Genomic DNA, 20,054 nt, shown 5'->3' with positions numbered 1-20,054 from the left:
AGCTTCCGCGGGCCCTGAGGCGTCCTGTCCTTACGGATCTCGAAGTCCAATGCATCCCCTGAACTGGGGTGTTGCAACGACTCCTAGAACCCAAGGAGATCCGGTCCCGCCCCTTCGTCGTACCGGGGGCGTCAGCCGCGCTGGATGCCCGAGGTGTCGCTCAGCAGGCCGACGTTGCCGTCCTGCAGTTGGGCGACCAGCGCGCTGCCGCGCTGCTCGACCGCCAGGTACCAGGTGCCGGGCACCAGCTCGCCGACCGGGGCGCCCCCCGGGTTGTCCTTCGGGGCCAGCGGACGCGGGGCCGGGACGGCGAACCAGAACGGCGCGAAGTCGGCCGCGGGGGCCGCCGGGGCCGGCTGCTGCTGCGCGACCGGGACCGGCTGCGGGGCCGGGGCTGCCGCGTCCTGCGGCTGACCGGTCTGCACCGGCTGGCCCGGCTGCGGCTGGCCGGCCGCCGGGTAGCCGTAGCCGCCCGGCTGGGCGCCGTACGCCGGGGCCTGGTTCGGGTCCTGGCCCGGGGCCGGGTAGCCGTACTGGCCGGGCTGCGGCTGGCCGGGCTGACCCGGGGCCGGGTAACCGCCCTGGTAGGGGACGGCGGCCGGGCGGTCGGTGACCAGCGGGGCCTTCAGCGCGGGCACCAGCGGCGCGGCCGCGGCCGCACCGGCCAGCACGATCAGCGCGATCAGGCCCAGCCAGGCGCCGAAGCCGTGGCCGAAGCTGCCGCCGGACGGGCCGCCGCCCAGCGACCAGAGCGCCGTCCACAGCGCGATGACGGCGAACGCGATGCCCCACTGGTCCAGCCGCAGGCCGAGCACCTGGCGCCCGGCCGCGGCCGCGCCCTGGAAGCGGTGCAGCAGGATCAGCACCGCGGCGGCGATGCCGAGGAGGTAGATCGAGGGCAGGATGGGGAACAGCTGGGTGCTCCACGCGTTCTGCGACGCACCGTCGCAGTACCGGCCGGTGCAGTCCACCGTCCAGTAAGGCAGGAAGGAGGCGATGAAAAGCAGGACGGCCGCGCCTGCGACGGCGGCGTCTCCCCTGGTGAGAGCGCGCAGATTCACTAACGTTCCCCTCGTTGACGTGTCGTGGACGGCGGTTCGTGCGGTCGGCTGACCGGCCGAAACTCCCGAACGGACCAGAAGCCTAGGCCCAACCGCACCGCCGGTGCACGGCGGGACCGGGAATGGGGCGAACTCGTTGCAAACGGCGCGGGCCGGGCGGGCCGCACACCGCCGGTCGCTCCTGTCCCAACTCCCTTACCGCGTGGTCAGATACGCCGTCAGCGCGTCGGCGATCCCCTGGGCCGCCAGCTGCCGCCACTGAGGATCCGTCATCCGCTTCGCGTCCGTCGAGTTGCGCATGTTACCGCACTCGATGAACACCTTGGGTACCGCGGACAGGTTCAGACCTCCCAGGTCGGAGCGGGTGTCCAGACCCTCGTTCGCGGTGTAGTCCGCGTACGGCTCGCCGGTCGCGGCGCGGAACCGCTCGCGCAGCAGCAGGCCGAGCCGGCGCGAGGGCTCGACGATCGCCGAGTTGTCCGCCTTCCCGGCCACCACCTTCGCCGGCAGGATCACGTGGAACCCGCTGCCGGCCGCCGGACCGCCGTCCCCGTGCACCGACAGCGCCACGTCGGCGTGCGCGGCGGCGCCGGCCCGGGCGCGCTCGTCCACGCACGGGCCCCAGGGGCGGTCGCCGTCCTGCACCAGCACCACCGCGGCGCCGCGGGCGGCCAGGATCGCGCGGGCCCGGCGGGAGACGTCCAGGGTGTACTCGGCCTCGGTGTAGCTGGAGTCGGTCTCGGTGCCGGTGGTGTCGCACTCCTTGCGGGAGTTGCCGACGTCGACCTGGCGGTTGATCTCGGTGGAGTGCGCGAAGTTGCCGGGGTTGTGGCCGGGGTCGAGCACGATGGTGCGGCCGGTGAGCGCGGTGGGGGAGACCGGGGCGGCGGGGCCGGCGGCGGACGGGGTGTCCGACGGGGTGTCCGACGGGGCCGGGGCGGGGGTGCCGGGTGCGGCGCTGTCGGGCGCGGTCCCGGGTGCGGTGGTCCCGGGGGCTGCGGTCTCCGGCGTACCGGTCCCCGGGGTGGGAGTGCCGGGCGTGATGGGGCCGGACTGCGCGGCCGGTGCGGTGGTTGGTGCGGCGGTGCTGCCCGCCGGGCCGGAGCCGTCGAGGGCCTGCCAGCCCAGCCAGCCCGCCAGGCAGAGCGGAACGGCCGCGCCCACCACCGTGGTGGTGCGCAGCAGGGTGGAACGGCGGGGCGGTCGAGCGGTCGGGCCGGTCACGAGCGGGTCAGATCCTGTCCTGGGTGCGCGGGGTGAGGCCGTAGGTGTCGGCGATCGGCTTCCACTTGCCCGCGAAGTCCTTCTTCGCCTGGGTGGCCTGCGGGTTGAGCTCGTCGGCGCGCTTCTTGTCGGCGGTGGTCGGGGCCGAGCCCGAGCAGCCCTGGCCGGCGACCGCCCGCGCCCAGCTCGCGTACGCCCGGTCTATGTCGGCCGACAGCTGCCAGGCGGACTTCAGCGACGCCACCGCGTCCGCGCCGCCCGGCACGTCGGAGGCGCTCAGCCCGGCGAGCTTGCGCAGCAGTTCGTCGCGCTGCTTGGCGCCGTTGTCGAACACCTGCGCCGCGCTCTCGATGTCGGGCTTCGCCGGGCAGCTGATCACCTTGGCGACCGCGCTGCCGATCGGGGCCTTCGCGCTCTCGCCCTGGGTGAGCAGGTCGTCCAGCGCCTGCGCCTGGGTCTTGGCGTTGGCACCGGCGCCCGAGGCGGTGGGGCTCGGGGTCGCGGCGGGCGAGGCCGGGTCGGTGGCGCCCGGCGCGGCGTCCGTGCCGGTGGGCGCCGGGACCGGCTGCGGGTTCCCGCCGGGTGTCGTGGCGGCGGCGGACGGGGCGGGCGCGGCCTGGTCCTTCTTGTCGCCGCCGCCCTTGGCGGCCCACAGCAGGCCGCCGCCGACCGCCACCACCAGGAGCAGCGCGAAGCCGATCAGCAGCGGCGCCTTCCGGTTGACGGGGCGGTCCTCGTCGTCCGGGTCCGCGTAGCCGGTGGGGTAGTCGGGGTGGTCGGCGGGCTGGCCGGGCTGGGCCGGGTACGGGCCGGCGGCCTGGCCGTACGGGGGCTGCGGCGGGCCGGCGGGCGGCTGTGGCGGGTACACGTAGCCGGGGCCGGGGGCCTGCGCGGTCACGTGGGAGGGGAACGGCGCGGGCGGCGGCACGGACGGCGGTCGCGGGGCGGCGGGGAAGCCGGCTGCGGCCGGGGCTTCGTGGCCGGGGGCGGCGGCCAGGTACGGGCGGGCGCCCAGCGGCGGGCCCTGGTCCCCGACCGCGCCGGGGGTGGGCTGCGGTGCGGCGGGCTGTGGCTCGGTGGGCTGGGGTTCGGCGGGGCGCTGCGGGCCGCGGACCCAGCCGCCCGCGCCGCCGCGGGCGGTGGGATCCCAGACCGCCGGAGCGGTGTTGTGCTGGTCCGTCATGTGCCGCTAGCCCCCACCGTCCGCCGATGCTCTGCCTGGTGCTGCGCGGACACCGTACCGTTCGAACCCCCGCCCGACAGCTCCGGCACGACGTTAGAGCATCCGGGCAGGGCTGTGGGGCCGCTCGGAGGATCGGGCGGCCCGGGAGGTTCGGCGGTCGGTGGCGCCCGTCAGTGCCCGTCGGCTCCGGCCCGGCGCAGGACGCGCAGCGAGCCCGTCACCGAGACCTCCTCGAAGCCCTCGGCCAGCGCCCGCAGGTACACCCGGTACGGGGCCTGGCCGCCGTCCGCCGGGTCCGGGAACACGTCGTGCACCACCAGCAGCCCCTCCGGTGCCAGGTGCGGGGCCCAGCCCTCGTAGTCGCCGGTCGCGTGCTCGTCGGTGTGACCGCCGTCGATGAACACCAGGGCCAGCGGCCGTCCCCACAGCGCCGCGATCCGCGGCGAGCGGCCCACCAGGGCCACCACGTGCTCCTCCAGCCCGGCCGCGTGCAGCGCCCGGCGGAACCGCGGCAGGGTGTCCATCAGCCCCACCTCCGGATCCACCAGTGTCGGGTCGTGGTACTCCCAGCCGGGCTGCTGCTCCTCCGAGCCGCGGTGGTGGTCCACCGTCAGCGCGACCGTCCCCGCCTCCCGGGCCGCCGCCGCCAGCAGGATCGCCGAGCGGCCGCAGTAGGTGCCGATCTCCAGCACCGGCAGCCCGGTGCGCCGCGCCGCCGTCACCGCCGCCGCGTACAGCGCCAGCCCCTCGTCCACCGGCATGAACCCGGTGGCCGCCTCGAACGCCGCCAGCACCTCGGGCGCCGGGCGGGCGCTCTCCAGCAGGTCGGACATGCGGTGCTCCTCGGGCTCGGGACGTCCAGGACGTGGGCGGACGTGCTCGCCCCGGACCCTACTCGACGGTAGGCCCGCCGGCACCGGCAGGGCCACGCCCCCACGGCCGGCCTCCGGCGCCGGGGCGGGCGGGGTGTTCTGGAACGTGTTCTAGTCGGCTCGCGCGGCCCGTGCCAGAATCGGCCCCGACCGCGGACACCGAGGCACACCGGGAGCAGTTCCATGCGCGCAGCCGTCCTGCACAAGACCGGCCAGGACACCCTCGACGTCCGGGAGGACGTGACCGCGGTCGGCTTCGGGCCGGGCACCGTACGGGTCCGGATGCGTGCGGCCAGCCTCTGCCACTCCGACCTCTCCGCGATGAGCGGCGTCCTGCCGCAGCCCGCGCCGTTCGTCCCCGGGCACGAGGGTGCCGGGGAGGTCGTCGAGGTCGGCGAGGGCGTGCCCGGCCTCGCCCCCGGCGACCGGGTGGTGCTCTGCTGGATGGCGCCCTGCGGCCGTTGCGCGCACTGCGAGCGGGGCCGCGGCCACCTCTGCATCGCCAGCCTGCGGCGGCTCGGCGTCCCCGGCTTCCGCTTCGATCAGGGCGGCGCGGCGGTCGAGGCCTCCGGGTTCTACGGCACCGGGGCGTTCGCCGAGGAGGTCGTGGTCGCCGCGGACGCCGTCATCAAGGTGCCCGCCGACCTGCCGTACGAGGCCGCCGCGCTGATCGGCTGCGGGGTGACCACGGGCGTCGGCGCCGCCGTCAACACCGCCCGGGTCGAGCCCGGCGCCTCGGTCGCGGTGATCGGCGCGGGCGGGGTCGGGGTCGCCACCGTGCAGGGCGCCCGGGTCTGCGGCGCCGCCAGGATCACCGTCGTCGACCCGGTCGCCTCGCGCCGCGAGCGGGCGCTGGCCTTCGGCGCGACCGAGGCGATCGCCCCCGAGGAGCTCAGGGCGGCGGCGAAGGGCCTGCCCGGCGGCGGCTTCGACTACGTCTTCGAGGCGGTCGGCCGGGCCGCCACCGTCCGGGCCGGCTACGACGCGGCCCGGCGCGGCGGCGCCGTCGTGGTGATCGGCGCCGGCGCGCAGGACGACCTCGCGCAGTTCACCATGGGCGAGCTGTTCTTCAACGAGAAGCGCCTGCTGCCCTCGCTCTACGGCGGGGCGCCGGTGGCGCGCACGATCGCGCTGGTCGTCGACCTGTGGCGGGCCGGGCGGATCGACCTCGACGGCATGATCACCCACCGCGTCGCCCTGCCGGACGTCAACGAGGCGATCGCCCAGATGCGCAGCGGCGAGGCGCTGCGGACGGTCGTGACGCTGGGCTGAGCCGCTTCGCGGCCCGACGGCGTGCGGGCCCGCCAGGGATGTTCCCCGACGGACCCGCACGGTGCGGGTGTACTCAGCCCCGGTCCGCCGCGGCGCGGTGCCGGCCGTGCGGGTCGGCCTCGGGCCTGTCGTCGGCGGCGGACCGGCCGCGGTGCCGGCCGTGCGACGCGCTGTCCTCGGCCGTGCTCTCGTCGGCGTCGGTCCCGTTGGCCGCGGGCCCGGTGGTGTCGGTGAGGGTGTCGGACATCTGAAATCGTCTTTTCCGTGCGGAGGGTGCAGGTCATCGGCGCCCGGCCGGCGCTGTCCGCGCGCGGTCGGGTCCCCGATCGGGCGCTCGGTACGCGCCACAGCCGGTGATCGCGGCCCGTGCCCCGGCCACCATAACGGCCGGAACGGAGGAGATCCTATCGAGATCATGACGCGTGCCCTGCGGTCGAGCCCAGCCAGTGACCCACCAACTCGCGGTACAACGGGGACAGCACTTGCAGATCGCCGTGCCGGGCGAGCAGCCCCCGTCCGCCGTCCAGCAGCAGCACCCGGTCCGCGCGCAGGGCCGAGCTGATCCGGTGCGCGACCACGACGAGCGTCCCGGGCCGGGCGGCGAAGGCCCGCTCGATCCGCTCCTCCGCGCCAGCGTCCAGGTGACAGGTCGCCTCGTCCAGCACCACGACCGGCGCCGGGGACAGGTACGTCCGCACCAGCGCGAGCAACTGCCGCTCCCCACCCGACAGCACGCCCGGATCGCGCAGGACGGCGTCCGGCCCGCCCAGTCGCGCGACCAGCTGACCGGCGCCCAAGGTGGCTACGGCGTCGGCCAGTTGATCGTCCGTGGCCCCCGGGGCGAGCCAGGAGAGGTTGTCCCGCAGCGGCCCCGGGAACACGTACGCCTCCTGCGGTACCAGCGCCACCAGCCGGGCCCGCTCCGCACCTGCCAACCCGGCCGGCGGTATCCCGCCCACCGTCACGGCCCCGTCCGTCGGCGCCAACACGCCGGCCAGCAGGCCCGCCAGCGTCGACTTCCCCGCCCCGCTCACGCCCACCACGGCCACATGCTCTCCGGCCCCGAACCCGGCCTCCAGCCCCTCCAGCACCGCCGCCCCGGCGCCGCCGTGCCCGTACCGCAGCCCGCTGATCCGCACCTCCGGAGCCCGGCCCGCCACTGCACCACCGGGCGGGGCGGGCGGGGTGCCCGTCGCTGCGGCGGGGGCGGCCGGGGCACTGGCCGTGCTTTCCGCGCTGGTCAGCGGGGCGTGCGCCTGCGCACCCGCGCTCGCAGCTGAGGGGCGGCCACCGCCGACGGTCGTCGCGACCGGGGCGTCGCTCGTGGTGCCGGCCAGGCGGTCCAGGGAGACGGCGAGACCGAGTAGCCAGCCGCCGACCGTACCCGCCAATGTCCGTACAGCCGGGTCGAGTTGCTGGAGCAGGTAGGTGGCGACGCCGAGCAGTTCGCCGGGGGTCAGGGCGTCGCGGGACAGCAGCCACGGTGCGGCGGCGAGGACGACCAGTACGGGCAGCCGACCGCCGAGTGCCACGACCAGCGCGCGCAGGGCCGAGGCCCGGCCCAGGGCGCGGGAAGCCGCGGCGCTCGCTCGGGCGGCCTCGGTCAGCGCCTCGGTGACCCGCTCCTGCGTGCCCGTCGCCTGCACGTCGCGCAACCCGTGCAGCGCCCGGTCCGCCTCGGCGGCCAGTCGCTCCTCGGCCAGGACGACCGCCCTCCGCCGCGCCACCAGCGGGCGCAGCAGGCGGGCGAAGAGCAGCCCGGCGGCGAGCAGCGGCAGCAGGACCAGCGGTAGGACGGCGGGCGAGAGCAGCGCCAGGCCGACCAGGGCGGCGGCCAGGGTGACCCCGACGCCGCGCAGGGTGCGCAGCAGGGTGGCGGTCAACTGCCGCGCGGACTCCACCTGTTCGGTGAGCCGGGCGACCTCGGCCGGGTCCGCCGAGGGCCGGGCGAGCGCACTGTGGACCACCCGCTCGACCAGGGCGTCCCGCAGCGGCTCCACCACCCCCGCCAGGTGCGGGAACCCGGCCCGTGCCGCGTACGCCCGGAAGGCCATGGCGGCACCGAACCCGGACAGCCAGGTCACCCCGACCCCCGGCCGCCCCACCAGGAACCCCTGGTCGACGGCGGCCGACACGAGCAGCCCGGACAGCAGCGGTGGCAACGCCTCCACCCCGGACCACGCGAGCAACCGGAGCAGCGGCGCACGCGTGACGGCGAGCTGCCGGAACAGCAGCCCCCACCCGGGGGAGCCGGACACGGGAAGTCGACACCGCCGACTTCCCACGCCGACCCGACGAGCACCCGCCGCTGCCGACTGCGTTGCGGGACGTCGATGCCGCCGACTTCCCACGCCGACCCGACGAGCACCCGCCGTTGCCGACTGCGTTGCGGGACGTCGATGCCGTCGACTTCCCGGGCCGGGCGATTGGCCTGTGCCGCCCCGGCGGCCCCGGCGGATTCCCGCTACCGCCGCTGGTTGCGGCACGGGATGTCGGTGGCGCCGACTTTCGATTGTCGGGCTTGGGGGTGCGGCGGGTTCGGAGGGCTGTATCGGAAGTCGGTCTGGCCGACCTTCTGTGCAGGGCGGTGCCGCAGGTTGGTCCGGTAGCGGCGGCGGGGGCGCTGGGGTGGGCGGCGCCGGAAGTCGCTCGGGCCGACCTTCGGTGTGGCCGCCGGGCGGGGTGCGGTGGCGGGCCATCAGGCGGTGGCTGCTTGGAGGGTGGTGTCGGACAGGGCGGCGCGGTAGTCGGGATCGGTGAGGAGCGCGGTGTGCGGGGCGAGGGCGCGGAGGCGGCCGGCTTCGAGCCAGGCGACGAGGTCGGCGCGGGCGGCGACGCCGGCGCGGTGGGCGACCACCAGGCGGGTGCGGCCGAGGGTGGCGCGGTCGAGCGCCTCGGTGACCTGGTACTCGGTGGCGAGGTCCAGGCCCGAGGTGGCGTCGTCGAGGACGACCACCCGGGCGGGCTGGCCCAGTAACCGGGCCAGGCCGAGGCGTTGCAGTTCACCGCCGGACAGCCTGAGGTCGTCGAGCGGGGTGTCCCAGCCCCGGGGAAGCCGTCGCAGGAAGCCGTCCGCCCGGGCGGCCGCCGCCTCGGCTGGGCCGGCGCCGGCCAGCGCGTCGCGAACCGTACGGCCGACCAGTGCGGGCCGGGCGAAGGCGTAGCCGACGGCGTGCCGCAGCTCGGACGGGGCGAGCGCGTCCACCGGTACGCCGTCGATCAGCACGGCGCCCTCGTCGGGGTCGCGCAGCCGCCCGGGCAGCGCGGCCAGCAGGGACTTGCCGGAGCCGGAGCGCCCCACCAGCGCGACCGTACGGCCGCCGGGGACGGTCAGGTCGAGCGGGCCGAGCAGTACCCGGTCGTTGTCGCGCACCACCACGCCGCGCAGCACCACCTCCCCACGGCCGCCCGCCGGGAGGGCGGCCGTACCGGGTTCGGCGGGCCGGAGCGCCAGCAGTTCGTCGGCCCGGCCTTGCCCGGCCCGCGCGTGCGCCACCCCGACCAGCGCCTCGACCTGCTCGAACAGTCCCGCGCCGAGCGCCGCCCAGCCGGCCGCCGCGGCGAGCGCCCCGGGGGCCAGGGCGCCGCGCGCGAGGAGCGCTCCGGCGGTGGCGAGCACCGTCACCTCGACCACCGCGATCAGCAGGGTGGCTTGCCAGGCGGTGCGCCGCTGCGCCGCCCAGAGCGCGTGCCCGGCGGCGGACAGTTCCGGCAGTGGCGCGAGCACCCGTGCCGCCTCGCGCTGTTCGGCGCCGGCGGCGTGGATGCTGCGCAGTCCGGTGAGGGCGCCGCTCAGCCGGGCGGCGAGGTCGGCCTGGACCGCCTGGTAGCGGGTGAACACCGGCCCGGCCTCGCGCAGGAAGAGCCTGATCAGCACCACGCCGGGCACCACGCCCGCGAAGAAGGCGAGCGCCAGCCACGGCGACAGCAGCCCGAGTCCGACGATCGCGCCCGCCGAGGTGAGCAGCGCGGTGGCTGCGCCGAGGACGGCGGGCAGCCGGCCGCCCGCGTCGCCGGCGGAGCCCAGCAGCCGGGCGGCCAGGTCGCCGGGCGGCGGTCCGTGGCGGAGCCGGCCGCCCGGCCCGAGGGCGAGCAGGTGGCGGACGAGGCGTCCGCGCAGGGCGGCGGTGGCCTCGGCGGAGCAGGCCGGTCCGGCCGCGGCGGCGGTGGCGTTGGCGGCGGCGGCCACGCCCAGCACGAGGGCGAGCCGGACGAAGGCGCCGGGCCCGGGTCGGTGGCCGAGGGCGGCGTCGACGGCCGCGGCGAGGACGGCGGGCAGGGCGAGCGTGGTGGCGGCCTCGACCGGCAGGGCGATGCCGAGTGCGAGGGCCCAACTGGTGGGACGGCGGGGCAAGTCGAAGCTCCCGTCGGGATGTCGGGATGTCGGGATGTCGGGATGTCGGGACGTCAGGTCGGCCGGAGCGGCCGGAGCGGTCGGGCCGTCGGCCGGTCGTGGGAAACGGACGGTGCCGTCCCTGCCTGTCCGGACAGGCAGGGACGGCACCAGCGGCTCACCGCCTGGATCAGCTGTTGGTGAAGATCAGGCAGGTCAGGATGAGACAGGTGTACTGGCAGCCGGCGCCGTGGCCGGTCAGCTCGACGGACTCGGTCTCCGGCAGGTCCTGCAGCGCCGCGAGGTCGGTCTCGAAGTCCACCATGTTCTCCATGATCGGGTTCCTCCCCTGGAACTACGCCCGCCGCGATCTGCCTGCGGGCATCGGGTATCGCTCCCCGGGCGGCTCGGTCCGCCGCACCGGGGTGGTGCCCCGGGCCGTGGGGCCCGGGAGTCTGGGTGTCGAAATGTCGAGATGTCGAGTTGCTGCGGTAGCGAGCCACCGCGGCGCCGGGGCTCAGGTCACCCCGGTCGGCCGGTCCGCAGGAACGCGGCCAGCAGCTCGTGCAGCACGGCCGCGCCCTCCTCGGCGAGCACCTCGTGACCGGAGCCGGCCGCCTCGACGTACCGGAAGTCCGCGCCCTCGACCCTGCCGATCCGCAGCAACTCGTGCCGTAGCGACCGGGATTGGCTGACCGGGACGACCTCGTCCCGGTTGCCGTGCACCACCAGCAGCGGGGCGCTCAGCCGGTGGGCCAGCTGCAGCACGTCGCGCGGGCCCCGGGCGTCGGCGATCGGATCGCCGCCGCCCAGACGGGTGGCCAACGCCCGTACGGGGGAGGCCGCTTCGGCCAGCAGCCGGGCGCCGGACAGGAACGGCGCGACCACCGCGCAGCGGGACACCTGCTCGGCCGGCGCGTGCGCGGCCGCCAGCAGCGCCAGGAACGCGCCGTAGCTGACCCCGAACAGAGCGGGCGGCTCCAGGCCGAGCGCCGCGCGCTGACCCGCGATGCCGTCCAGCAGGTACAGGACGTCGTCCAGGTCGGGCCCGCCCCAGGCGCCCCGGATGGCCATCGCGTGCGCCACCCCGTAGCCGGTGGAGCCGCGCTGGTTCGGCGCGACCACCGCCAGACCCTCGGCGGCCATCCGCTGCAACGCCGGGTCGAACTCCAGCCGCCAGGCGTCCGCCGGGCCGCCGTGCAGCGCCAGCACCAGGCGCGGGCTGCTCAGCCAGGCATCCCCGCCGTACACCACGGCCTCCAACGGCCCGGCCGGACCGGCGAGTTCGAGGCTCTGGGCAGGCTGCCAGCGGCCGCCGTCGCCAGGCTCGGTGCTGCCGTCCACGCGCCAACCCGGTGGCGGGGTCCGGGAGATGCGCGGCCCGCCCGGCTGCCAGGGCAGGGCGGTGTCCCGCCACGGACCGGGCAGGCCGGAGCTCAACGGGGCCAGTTGCAGCGGCAGCGGCATCGGGCCGGACGCGGCCGTCGCCGGGCCGTGCGCCAGCAGCGCGTCCACGTCCAGGGCGGCCAGCGCCGCCGGGTGGTCGGGCGAGGAGTACGGAAGCCGCAGCGCCGCCTCGCCCCAGTGTCCGACCGCGCCGAGCCGACCGGGCGGCACCGGCAGCGGGTCCAGCCGACCGGCGGAGGGCCGCCACAGGGCGAGCGCGGAGCCGGCGCCGTGGTCGACCTGCACCGCCACCCGCGGGCCGTCCGCCGTCCGCCGCAGCGCGACCGGTCGCAGGAACATGCCCGCGACGTGCAGACACTCCGGGAACCGCAGCGGCGCCCCGCCGCCGAGCACGCCCCAGCCGAGCCGGTCGGTGCCCGGCGCGTCGCTGCGCACCATCGCGAACCGGGAGTCCGGGTCGAACAGCACCAGCCGGTCGTTGCTGCGCTCGCCGATCTCCAGCAGCGGGGTGGTCACGCCCCTGCGCAGGTCCAGCACCACGCTGCGGACGAGCCCCGCGTTCACCCGGTCCAGCGACAGCAGCAGTCCGGCGTGGTCCAGCCAGGCGCCGCCGCCGTGCAACCCCGGGATCTCGGCGACCTGTTCGGGCTCGCTGCCGTCCGTCCGCACCAGCCATGCGGTGGTTGCCGGGCGGGTGTCCGTGCCGAGGACGAGTGCCACCGGCGTCCGCGGACCGGCCCCCGGGGCCGCCGGGAGCGGCAGCAGCCGCAGCCCGGGCATCCGGATCGTGGCCAACTGCTGCTCCACGGCGGCGTTTTCGCCGTACGAGAGATGGACCAGGTCGTGCCGCTCGCCGTCGTGCCGGCAGACCAGCACCGAACCGTCCGGCAGTGCGACCAGTTGCGAGCGCAGGCTCTCCGACCGGTTGCCGGACAGCGGCAGCGCCAGCGGCGTGGCCGGACCGCCGTTCGAGGGCAGCCGCCAACTCTCCACGTACCAGCCGCCGTCGGCGGCCGAGGCCAGGCAGGCGGCGTGACTGCCGTCGGTGGCGAAGGTGAAGCTCAGCCTGCGCAGTGCCTGCGCGACGGTCCGGGTGGCCACGTTCACGTCCCACTCACCCCGCTTGCCGTGCACGGGAGTTGGTGCACGACGGGCGACACCGGATCCACCCACGGCCGGGGGCCGCCGTGCCGCAGTCGCAGCAGGAAGGCCAGCGCGCCTGCCGTGCCGGTGCCGTAGCCAGCCGCGCAGCCCGTCCCGGTCTCGTCCGGCAGCACCAGCAGGCCGTCCCGCAGCGCCGATCGAGCGGCGATCAGCTGCGCCAACTCCTCGGCACCGGTAAGGAATTCAGTCTCGCCGAGAGCATTGGCGAGATCGAGCAGGTACTCGCCGTCGCCGGCCAGCCCGTGGCAGGCGCTCACCCCGCCGTGCCAGCGCCCGGCCAGTACGGCCCGCCCGGCGGCCAGCGCCAGGCCGTGCGCCGTGGTGTCGCCGGTGGCCCGCCAGAGCCGGAGCAGGAAGCTGCCCGCACCGGATGAACCGCTGCACCAGTGCGACAGCCGGACGCGCTCCGGGTCGCCCGCGCTCTGGGGCCACCAGGCGCTCTCGTGCGGCGCGTCCCAGCGGACGGTCGCGGCGAGCGTGTGCCCGGCCTCGACGGCGCCGGCCAGCAGCGTCCGGTCGCCGGTCGCCTCGGCGGCGGCCAGCAGGAAGGCGCCCACGCCGGCCACGCCGTGCGCGAAACCGAGATGGGTGATCCCGGCGAGTGCCGAGTCGAAGTCCGCCGGCACCGGCCACACCGTCCCGTACGGCTCGCGCCGGGCGGCGGCGAGCAGGGCGCGGCCGCAGCGGGCGGCGCGGGCCAGGAAGGTCGTATCGCGGGAGTCGTCAGGGGTGAGGCCGTCGCCGGTGATGCCATTCGCTCCGAAATCATCGGCGGCGAAGCGGAGTTGGGTGAATCCGGCACCGGCCGCGCCATGGCAGACATCGGGGTTCGGCCACTCGACGGCGATCCGCCGGGCGAGCGCGGCGGCACGGTCGGCCAGCTCGTCGTCGTGCAGTGCCCGGGCGGCGTCCAGCAGCGCCCAGGCCGTGCCCGACCGCCCGAAGTGCAACCCGGGCAGTATCACCGGCTCGGCGGCCAGCCGCCGCTCGATCCACCCGGCGGCCGTCCGCGCCGTCCGCGCGGCCTCCGCCCGCACCTCGTCCGGCAGCCCGTCCGTTACCGCCGCCCGCGCCAGCACGGCCAGCACCCCGGCGGCGCCGTGCTGCACGTTGCACGGATCCGTCCGCTCCCCGGCGGGCACGACCGGCCACAGCCGGTCCCGCCGCTGTGGCGTGGCGGTGGCGGCCAGGTGCCGCAGGCCGTCGTGCAGCACGCGGTCGAGCACGGCGGTCGGCGCGACCTCGGCCGGGCCGGAGCGCGCGTCGCAGGACCGTTCGCTGGGCGTGATCCGTCGGGTCGGGGCGTGCCACAGGGGAGTGACGGCGGCGGGTGCGTCAGCCGCCGGCCCGCGACCGTCGGCGGCCTGCACGCCACCGGTGGTCGCGGCACGGTTGCTGCCGACCCCGCCGCCGTCGGTCTGTCCGGCGCTTGCGGCAGCGGCTGCGGCCATCGCCGGGACGCCCGGCGCGCTCGTCGCGCTCGGCGCCGGGTCGCCCACCGGGCCGCTGCCCATGGCCTGTCCGCTGTCGCTGCCGCTGCCCGTCGCCGGGTCGCCCACCACACCCCCGCCCGCCAGCTCCGCCCGGACCTGGGCGAGGCTCCACCGCTGTCCCGGCTCCTCTGCCCGGAGGCCGAGGACGGCGGGGGCGAGGCGGCGGGCGGTGGTTCCGGTGCGGGCGGCGAGGGTGAGCCAGCGGCCGAGGCGTTCGGCGACCGGGCGGGCCTGCGGGAGGTCGTCCGGGAGCAGTGGGTCGTGGCCGGTGGCGAGGAGGAAGAGGAGACCGCCGAGGGCGTACCGGTCGACGGCCGGGTCGGCGACGCAGGTCCCGGCGCCGGCGGGGCCGGCCACGAGGGCGAGCCGGCCCGGCCCCTGTTCGGGGGCGCGGTAGCCGGGGGTGCCGGCGGATCCGGCGGGCCGACCGGTCTCGGCGGCGAGTTCGAGGTCGACGAGCCGGAGGCCGCCGTCGGGGCGGACCATCACATTGCCGGGGGAGAGGTCGCGCAGGACGAGCCCTTGGGCGTGCACCTGCTCGACGAGGTCGAGGAGCGCGTGCGCGACCGGCCCGGCTTCGGCCCAATCGACGTCGGGGCTGCCGTCGCGCCGCAGTCGGGTGGCGACCCAGGCGCCGAGCGGCTGCCCGGCGATTCGTTCCTGCACGAGGAAGACGGAGTCATCCTGTTCGATCAGTTCGATCGGGTGGGGGGCCAGCCCCTGTCCTTCCAGCCGGGCCAGCAGCGCGGCCTCGTGTCGCAGCGCGTCTCGGGCGTCGGTGCCGGCCCGGTCGACCTCGATGTGGGCGCGGGCCTGCTTGACCACGACCTCGCCGCCGCCGACGGCCTCCCGGCCGAGGAACACCCCGCCCTTGGCGCTGTGCCGTAGCGCGGCGGTGATCGCGTACCGCCCGGCGAGCAGCACGCCGCCGCGCTTGGTCGCTCCGGAACGGGCAGTCCTCGGCGCGTCCGGAGGCTCCAGCGGGTCCCGCGCCCAGGACGGCGCCCGGTAGGAGGCGCCACGCACGTCCTCGGCCCGCTGCCCGTCCGGCCCGCGCAGCACCGACCGGTACTCCCCGTCGTGGCCCAGCTCGGCGCGGGCCGCGAAGGTGCCGTACCGGTAGTGCACCCGGCTGCCGGGTCGGTACGGGCGGTCGGAGAGCACGACGGGCCCCGGCAGCCCGGTGGTGGCCCGGTCGAGTGCGGCGGCCAGCCGCCGGAACTGCGCGTCGTCGGCCGGGTAGACGGTGATGAACTTGCCCGCCGAACCTCGGTCGCTGTTGCGGGAGTTGAGTTCGCGCAGGCGCTCCTCCCCGGCGGCGAACTTGAAGGTGCACGGGTCGTCGGCGAGGACCCGTGTGACGGCCGCGAGCACCGCCTCACCCACGGCCGAGGCCGCGCTGACGTGGAGCTTCCACCCCTGCCCCGGCAGCGACCCCACATCCGAAGAGCCCACATCCGAAGAACCCGACCCCGAAGAGCCCGACGCGGGCGGCCTGGCCGTGCACCAGAAGCCCTCGACGGCGACCTCCCAGTCACCGCCGCCTCCCCGGGCGCCGGCACCCGCCAGCGCCGCCCGCGTCGTCTCCGGCCACGGTCCGGCCGCATCCGGCCCGTGGCCCGCCGATTCCCCGCCCCCGGCCGTACGCAGCGATGTGCCCGCCTCCATTCGCCACCACATCCCTTCGTCTCGGCCGCCGCTCGCGGATGCCCACCACTCCGGCACCCGGGCGCGCGGCCCGGCCTGATCGGTTTCCTCGGAAGGAGCGGGAGTGCCGCCCCTGAACGGGAGTGCCGTCCCCGGGCTGCCGTCCCTGGGGTGGGAACACCACCCCGGCCGCGCCCGCCCCGGACCCGGTCTCGCCAGGGCCCGTGTCCGGCGGAGCGCCCTCCCGACCCCCGGTCGGGGCAACTTTCGGGGCAACTCCCGTTCGCAGGAATGAAGTTACTTTCGAGACGTGAGTGGCTCAACGCACAGCCGGTCACTTCACTCGTAAGGGTGATCCAGAGGCGTTTTCGAATTCGTACGAGGGCCCGGATGTGAGCAACGGGCGCCGGGCGTGCGGGCGCGCACGGCTCGCGCGCGCCCGCACGGGCGCCCCTCGCCGCAGGTTGACGCGCATCCGTACGCCCCCGGCACCCGCGTCCGAGACCAGACCACCGCCGCACCACCGACGCGCCCTCGACGCAGCGCCGACCCCAGCGCCGACGCACCACCGACCCCACCACCGACCCACCACCGCCGCACCGCAGGCCGGTCGCCGAACGGCCGAGGCCCGACCGCGCCCGCGCGCACGGTAGTCTCGACAGGTGCCGAAACTGTCCGACGTCATCACCGCGCTCGAAGAGGTCTACCCGCCGCAGTGGGCGGAGGCCTGGGACGCCGTCGGCCTGGTCTGCGGGGACCCTCAGGCCGAGGTCGGCCGCGTGCTGTTCGCCGTCGACCCCGTCCAGGCGGTCGTCGACGAGGCCGTCGAGTGGGGCGCGGACCTGGTGGTCACCCACCACCCCCTCTATCTGCGCGGCACCACGAGCGTCGCCGCGACCACCTTCAAGGGCCGGGTGGTGCACACGCTGATCAGCAACGGCATCGCCCTGCACGTCGCGCACACCAACGCCGACCACGCCGACCCCGGCGTCTCGGACGCGCTCGCCGAGGCGGTGGGCCTGCGGGTGACCGGCCCGCTGGTGCCGGACCCGACCGACCCGCTGGGCCGTCGTGGCACCGGCCGGATCGGCCTGCTGGAGCCACCGCTGTCCCTGTCGGCCTTCGCCGCGCAGGTCGCCGAGGGCCTGCCCGCCACCGCCGCGGGCGTCCGCGTCTCCGGCGACCCGGACCGGCTGGTGAGCCGGGTCGCGGTGTGCGGCGGCTCGGGCGACAGCTTCTTCGCCGAGGTGCGGGCGGCCGGGGTGGACGCCTACCTCACCGCCGACCTGCGCCACCACCCGGCGTCCGAGGCCGCCGAGGCGGCGCCGGTCGCGCTGGTCGACGCCGCGCACTGGGCCACCGAGTGGCCCTGGCTCGCCCTGGCCGAGCGGGCCCTGCAGGCCGCCGCCGACAAGCGCGGCTGGGCCGTGGAGACCAAGGTCTCCCAGCGGGTCACCGACCCGTGGACCGCGCACGCCCCCATGTCCTTCACTGCCTGACCCGATTCACAGGAGCCTTCCGCTTGAACGCCGCGCCCGCCGACCAGATCCGCCTGCTCGACCTCCAGGCCATCGACTCGAAGCTCGACCAGCTGGCCCACCGGCGCCGGACCCTGCCCGAGCACGCCGAGATCGAGAAGGCCGCCGCCGACCACACCGCGCTCAAGGACCTGGTGGTCGCCGCCGAGGCCCAGCAGGGCGACACCACCCGCGAGCTGACCAAGGCCGAGCAGGACGTGGAGCAGGTCCGCTCCCGGTCCGCCCGCAACCAGCAGCGCCTGGACTCCGGCGCGATCACCTCGCCGAAGGACCTGGAGAACCTCCAGCACGAGATCGGTTCGCTGGCCAAGCGCCAGGGCGATCTGGAGGAGGTCGTGCTGGAGATCATGGAGCGACTGGAGAGCGCCCAGACCCGGGTCACCGAGCTGACCGCGCGCCTGCAGCACTCCACCGTCGTCCTCACCGAGGCCGAGGCCCGCCGGGACGCCGCCTTCGCGGAGATCGACGGCGAGGCCGACAAGGTCAAGCGGGACCGCGAGGCCGTGGCCAAGGTCATCCCCGCCGACCTGCTGAAGGTCTACACCAAGCTGCGCGAGACGCAGGGCGGCGTCGGCGCGGCCCGCCTCTACCAGCGCCGCTGCGAGGGCTGCCGCACCGAGTTCTCCATCACCGAGCTGAACGCCATCAAGGCCGAGCCGGCCGACAAGGTGGTCCGCTGCGAGAACTGCTCGCGGATCCTGGTCCGTACCGCGGACACGGGCGTCTGAGCCGATGGCGGCTCGCTTCATCGTCGAGGCGGACGGCGGGTCCCGGGGCAACCCGGGGCCGGCCGGCTACGGTGCGGTGGTCCGGGACGGCGACACCGGGCAGATCATCGCCGAGGCCGCCGAGTTCATCGGCCACGCCACCAACAACGTGGCCGAGTACCGGGGCCTGATCGCCGGCCTCAAGGCGGCCCGGGAACTCGACCCGGACGCCTCGGTGGACGTCCGGATGGACTCCAAGCTGGTCGTCGAGCAGATGTCCGGACGCTGGAAGATCAAGCACCCCGACATGCAGCCGCTCGCCGCCGAGGCGCGGACGATCCTGCCGCGCGGCCGGGTGACGTACACCTGGATCCCGCGCGAGCGGAACAAGGACGCCGACCGGCTCGCCAACGAGGCGATGGACGCGGGCAAGGCCGGCCGTCAGTGGGAGCCGCGGAAGCCGCAGCCGGCCGTGGCCGCCGACGAACCGCCGCTGGAGACCGTCGCCCCCAAGGCCGGCTGGGCGGCCGAGGCCGACCTCGGCACCCCGACCACCTTCGTCCTGCTCCGCCACGGCGAGACCGCGCTGACGCCGCAGAAGCGCTTCTCCGGCAGCGGCGGCTCCGACCCGGAGCTCTCCGACAAGGGTCGCTGGCAGGCCGAGCGGGCCGCCGAGGAACTGGCCGCCCGCGGCAGCATCCAGGCCGTGGTGGCCTCGCCGATGCGCCGCACCCGGCAGACCGCCGAGATCGTCGCGGCCCGGCTCGGCCTGGAGGTCCGGTACGAGGACGGGCTGCGCGAGGTCGACTTCGGCGCCTGGGAGGGCCTGACCTTCGCCGAGGTGCAGGAGCGCCACCCGGAGGACCTGGCGGCGTGGCTCGGCTCGGCGAAGGCCAAGCCCACCGGTAGCACCGAGAGCTTCACCACGCTCACCCACCGGGCCGGTGTCGCCCGGGACAAGATCATCGCCCGGTACCCCGGCAGGACCGTGCTGGTGGTCTCCCATGTCAGCCCGATCAAGACGCTGGTCCGGTTGGCGCTCGGCGCCCCGCCGGACGCGCTGTACCGGATGGAGCTGTCCGCCGCCTCGTTCTGCGCCGTCCAGTACTACGCGGACGGCAACGCCTCGCTGCGGCTGCTCAACGACACCTCGCACCTGCGCTGAGCCGCCGAGCCGTGACCGCTGAGCCGCCGAGCCGTGACCGCTGAGCCGGTGGCGGGCTCGTCATCGACCCCGCCACCGCGCTCGACCCCGCTCAGTGCACCTCGGTGACCACCACGTCCAGCTGCCACGGCTTGCGCGCCGTCCCCTCGGCCGCGAGCTCGACCTGGTGGCCCAGGCCCAGCAGCGTGTCCATCAGCTCGCCCGGCGTCTTCGGCTCGGCGCCCGCGACCAGCAGGTCGCGCACCAGTCGGCCCTTGGTCGCCTTGTTGAAGTGGCTGACGACCGTGCGCTTGCCGTTCCGCTCCTGCAGGACCCGGACGGTCGCCGTCCGGGACGCCACCTCGCCGGCCGGCTTCCACGCCGCCGCGTACGCCGAACTGCGCAGGTCCAGCACCAGCCCGTCCGCCACCTCCGGGAGCACGGAGGCCATCGCGCCCCGCCAGTACGCGCCGAGCGCCCCCGGGCCGGGCAGTTTCACACCCATCGAGCAGCGGTAGGGCGGGATCCGGTCGGAGATCCGCACCGCGCCCCACAGGCCCGAGAAGACCAGCAGCGACCGCTCGGCCCGGCCGTACGCGGCGGCGTCCAGCGTGGCCAGGCCCAGGTTGTCGAACAGCACCCCGGTGTACACCTCGCCGGCCGGCCGGGCGCCCGCCGTCGGCAGCCCGGCGTTGCGGGCGATCTCGCCGCGCAGCCCGGGGCTGAGCCCCAGCACCTCGGCGGCGGTGTCCTCGTCGCCCCGGCAGAGGCCGACCAGCGCGTCCAGCACCTCGCCGCGCGCGGCCGTCAGCCCGGGCAGCGACAGCCGGTCGAGCGCCACCGGCACGCCGTCCCCGGACGCGGCCTTGCCCTCCGACGGCGGCAACAGCACCAGCACAGCGGACTCCTCAACAGTTTGTGGCGGATGAACCCCGCCACCCTACGCAAAACCCGTCCCGGGCCGCAGGGCCCGTCCTCGAACCCCAGCCCCCGGAGCGGCGCCGAACCC

General features: G+C 76.2%; 15 protein-coding genes. 4 read left to right on the top strand and 11 right to left on the bottom strand.

The features are described from left to right. Positions 1-131: 131 nt before the first annotated feature. The 4 genes from P3T27_RS05520 to P3T27_RS05505 form a co-directional block, all read right to left on the bottom strand. Positions 132-1,061 carry a hypothetical protein gene (locus P3T27_RS05520; RefSeq protein ID WP_280674770.1) on the bottom strand — a complete coding sequence of 310 codons (930 nt, stop codon included), beginning with the start codon at positions 1,059-1,061 and terminating at the stop codon, positions 132-134. A 195-nt stretch (positions 1,062-1,256) separates the two neighbouring features. Next, positions 1,257-2,285, bottom strand: a complete 1,029-nt coding sequence (locus P3T27_RS05515; RefSeq protein ID WP_280674768.1) for an N-acetylmuramoyl-L-alanine amidase — start codon at positions 2,283-2,285, stop codon at positions 1,257-1,259. Between the two features lie 7 nt (positions 2,286-2,292). Further along, positions 2,293-3,468, bottom strand: coding sequence for a hypothetical protein (locus P3T27_RS05510; RefSeq protein ID WP_280674766.1), 1,176 nt, complete (start codon positions 3,466-3,468; stop codon positions 2,293-2,295). A gap of 170 nt (positions 3,469-3,638) precedes the next feature. Then, on the bottom strand, positions 3,639-4,301 hold the full coding sequence (locus P3T27_RS05505) for a class I SAM-dependent methyltransferase (RefSeq protein ID WP_280674764.1): 663 nt from the start codon (positions 4,299-4,301) through the stop codon (positions 3,639-3,641). A 222-nt stretch (positions 4,302-4,523) separates the two neighbouring features. Here P3T27_RS05505 and P3T27_RS05500 point away from each other — a divergent pair, with 222 nt between their 5' ends. Further along, positions 4,524-5,612: an alcohol dehydrogenase catalytic domain-containing protein gene (locus tag P3T27_RS05500; RefSeq protein ID WP_280674762.1), complete on the top strand. Its 1,089-nt coding sequence runs from the start codon at positions 4,524-4,526 to the stop codon at positions 5,610-5,612. A gap of 73 nt (positions 5,613-5,685) precedes the next feature. Here P3T27_RS05500 and P3T27_RS05495 read toward each other — a convergent pair whose 3' ends face one another. From P3T27_RS05495 to P3T27_RS05470, 6 genes are all read right to left on the bottom strand, one after another. Further along, the gene (locus P3T27_RS05495) at positions 5,686-5,859 is read right to left on the bottom strand and encodes a hypothetical protein (protein ID WP_280674760.1); all 174 of its coding nucleotides are present in this window, start codon (positions 5,857-5,859) and stop codon (positions 5,686-5,688) included. A gap of 166 nt (positions 5,860-6,025) precedes the next feature. Next, positions 6,026-7,870, bottom strand: coding sequence for an ABC transporter ATP-binding protein (locus tag P3T27_RS05490; protein ID WP_280674758.1), 1,845 nt, complete (start codon positions 7,868-7,870; stop codon positions 6,026-6,028). Between the two features lie 440 nt (positions 7,871-8,310). Then, entirely contained in the window at positions 8,311-9,966 is a 1,656-nt protein-coding gene (locus P3T27_RS05485; RefSeq protein WP_280674756.1) for an ABC transporter ATP-binding protein, read from the bottom strand. Positions 9,967-10,135: 169 nt separating this feature from the next. Then, positions 10,136-10,279: a VenA family class IV lanthipeptide gene (locus tag P3T27_RS05480; protein WP_159398410.1), complete on the bottom strand. Its 144-nt coding sequence runs from the start codon at positions 10,277-10,279 to the stop codon at positions 10,136-10,138. A 188-nt stretch (positions 10,280-10,467) separates the two neighbouring features. Next, positions 10,468-12,459 (bottom strand): alpha/beta fold hydrolase, encoded by a 1,992-nt coding sequence (locus tag P3T27_RS05475; protein ID WP_280674752.1) that lies wholly within the window; start codon positions 12,457-12,459, stop codon positions 10,468-10,470. Beyond that, positions 12,456-15,449, bottom strand: a complete 2,994-nt coding sequence (locus tag P3T27_RS05470) for a lanthionine synthetase LanC family protein (RefSeq protein ID WP_280674747.1) — start codon at positions 15,447-15,449, stop codon at positions 12,456-12,458. The genes P3T27_RS05475 and P3T27_RS05470 overlap by 4 nt, the downstream gene beginning before the upstream one ends. Before the next feature lie 869 nt (positions 15,450-16,318). Between P3T27_RS05470 and P3T27_RS05465 the strand changes: the two genes are divergently transcribed. From P3T27_RS05465 to P3T27_RS05455, 3 genes are read left to right on the top strand one after another with little or no spacing between them, the layout of a single operon-like run. Next, a complete protein-coding gene (locus P3T27_RS05465) occupies positions 16,319-17,155 on the top strand; it encodes a Nif3-like dinuclear metal center hexameric protein (protein ID WP_280674745.1) in 837 nt (278 codons plus the stop codon). 23 nt (positions 17,156-17,178) lie between these two features. Further along, positions 17,179-17,922 (top strand): C4-type zinc ribbon domain-containing protein, encoded by a 744-nt coding sequence (locus P3T27_RS05460; protein ID WP_280674743.1) that lies wholly within the window; start codon positions 17,179-17,181, stop codon positions 17,920-17,922. 4 nt (positions 17,923-17,926) lie between these two features. Further along, positions 17,927-19,066, top strand: a complete 1,140-nt coding sequence (locus tag P3T27_RS05455; protein WP_280674741.1) for a bifunctional RNase H/acid phosphatase — start codon at positions 17,927-17,929, stop codon at positions 19,064-19,066. A gap of 91 nt (positions 19,067-19,157) precedes the next feature. On the opposite strand, the gene yaaA is transcribed toward P3T27_RS05455, so the two are convergent. Further along, the gene (gene yaaA / locus P3T27_RS05450; RefSeq protein WP_280674739.1) at positions 19,158-19,943 is read right to left on the bottom strand and encodes a peroxide stress protein YaaA; all 786 of its coding nucleotides are present in this window, start codon (positions 19,941-19,943) and stop codon (positions 19,158-19,160) included. Positions 19,944-20,054 lie beyond the last annotated feature (111 nt).

This window comes from Kitasatospora sp. MAA19, from assembly GCF_029894125.1.
Classification (GTDB): domain Bacteria; phylum Actinomycetota; class Actinomycetes; order Streptomycetales; family Streptomycetaceae; genus Kitasatospora.
Note: the sequence above shows the minus strand (reverse complement) of the source record. Positions and strands in the feature narration are given on the sequence as shown.

Coding starts and splice junctions, on each gene's coding strand:
- P3T27_RS05505 (WP_280674764.1), bottom strand. CDS start 4,301: ATGTCCGACCTGCTGGAGAGCGCCCGCCCGGCGCCCGAGGTGCTGGCG.
- P3T27_RS05500 (WP_280674762.1), top strand. CDS start 4,524: ATGCGCGCAGCCGTCCTGCACAAGACCGGCCAGGACACCCTCGACGTC.
- P3T27_RS05480 (WP_159398410.1), bottom strand. CDS start 10,279: ATGGAGAACATGGTGGACTTCGAGACCGACCTCGCGGCGCTGCAGGAC.
- P3T27_RS05495 (WP_280674760.1), bottom strand. CDS start 5,859: ATGTCCGACACCCTCACCGACACCACCGGGCCCGCGGCCAACGGGACC.
- P3T27_RS05510 (WP_280674766.1), bottom strand. CDS start 3,468: ATGACGGACCAGCACAACACCGCTCCGGCGGTCTGGGATCCCACCGCC.
- P3T27_RS05455 (WP_280674741.1), top strand. CDS start 17,927: ATGGCGGCTCGCTTCATCGTCGAGGCGGACGGCGGGTCCCGGGGCAAC.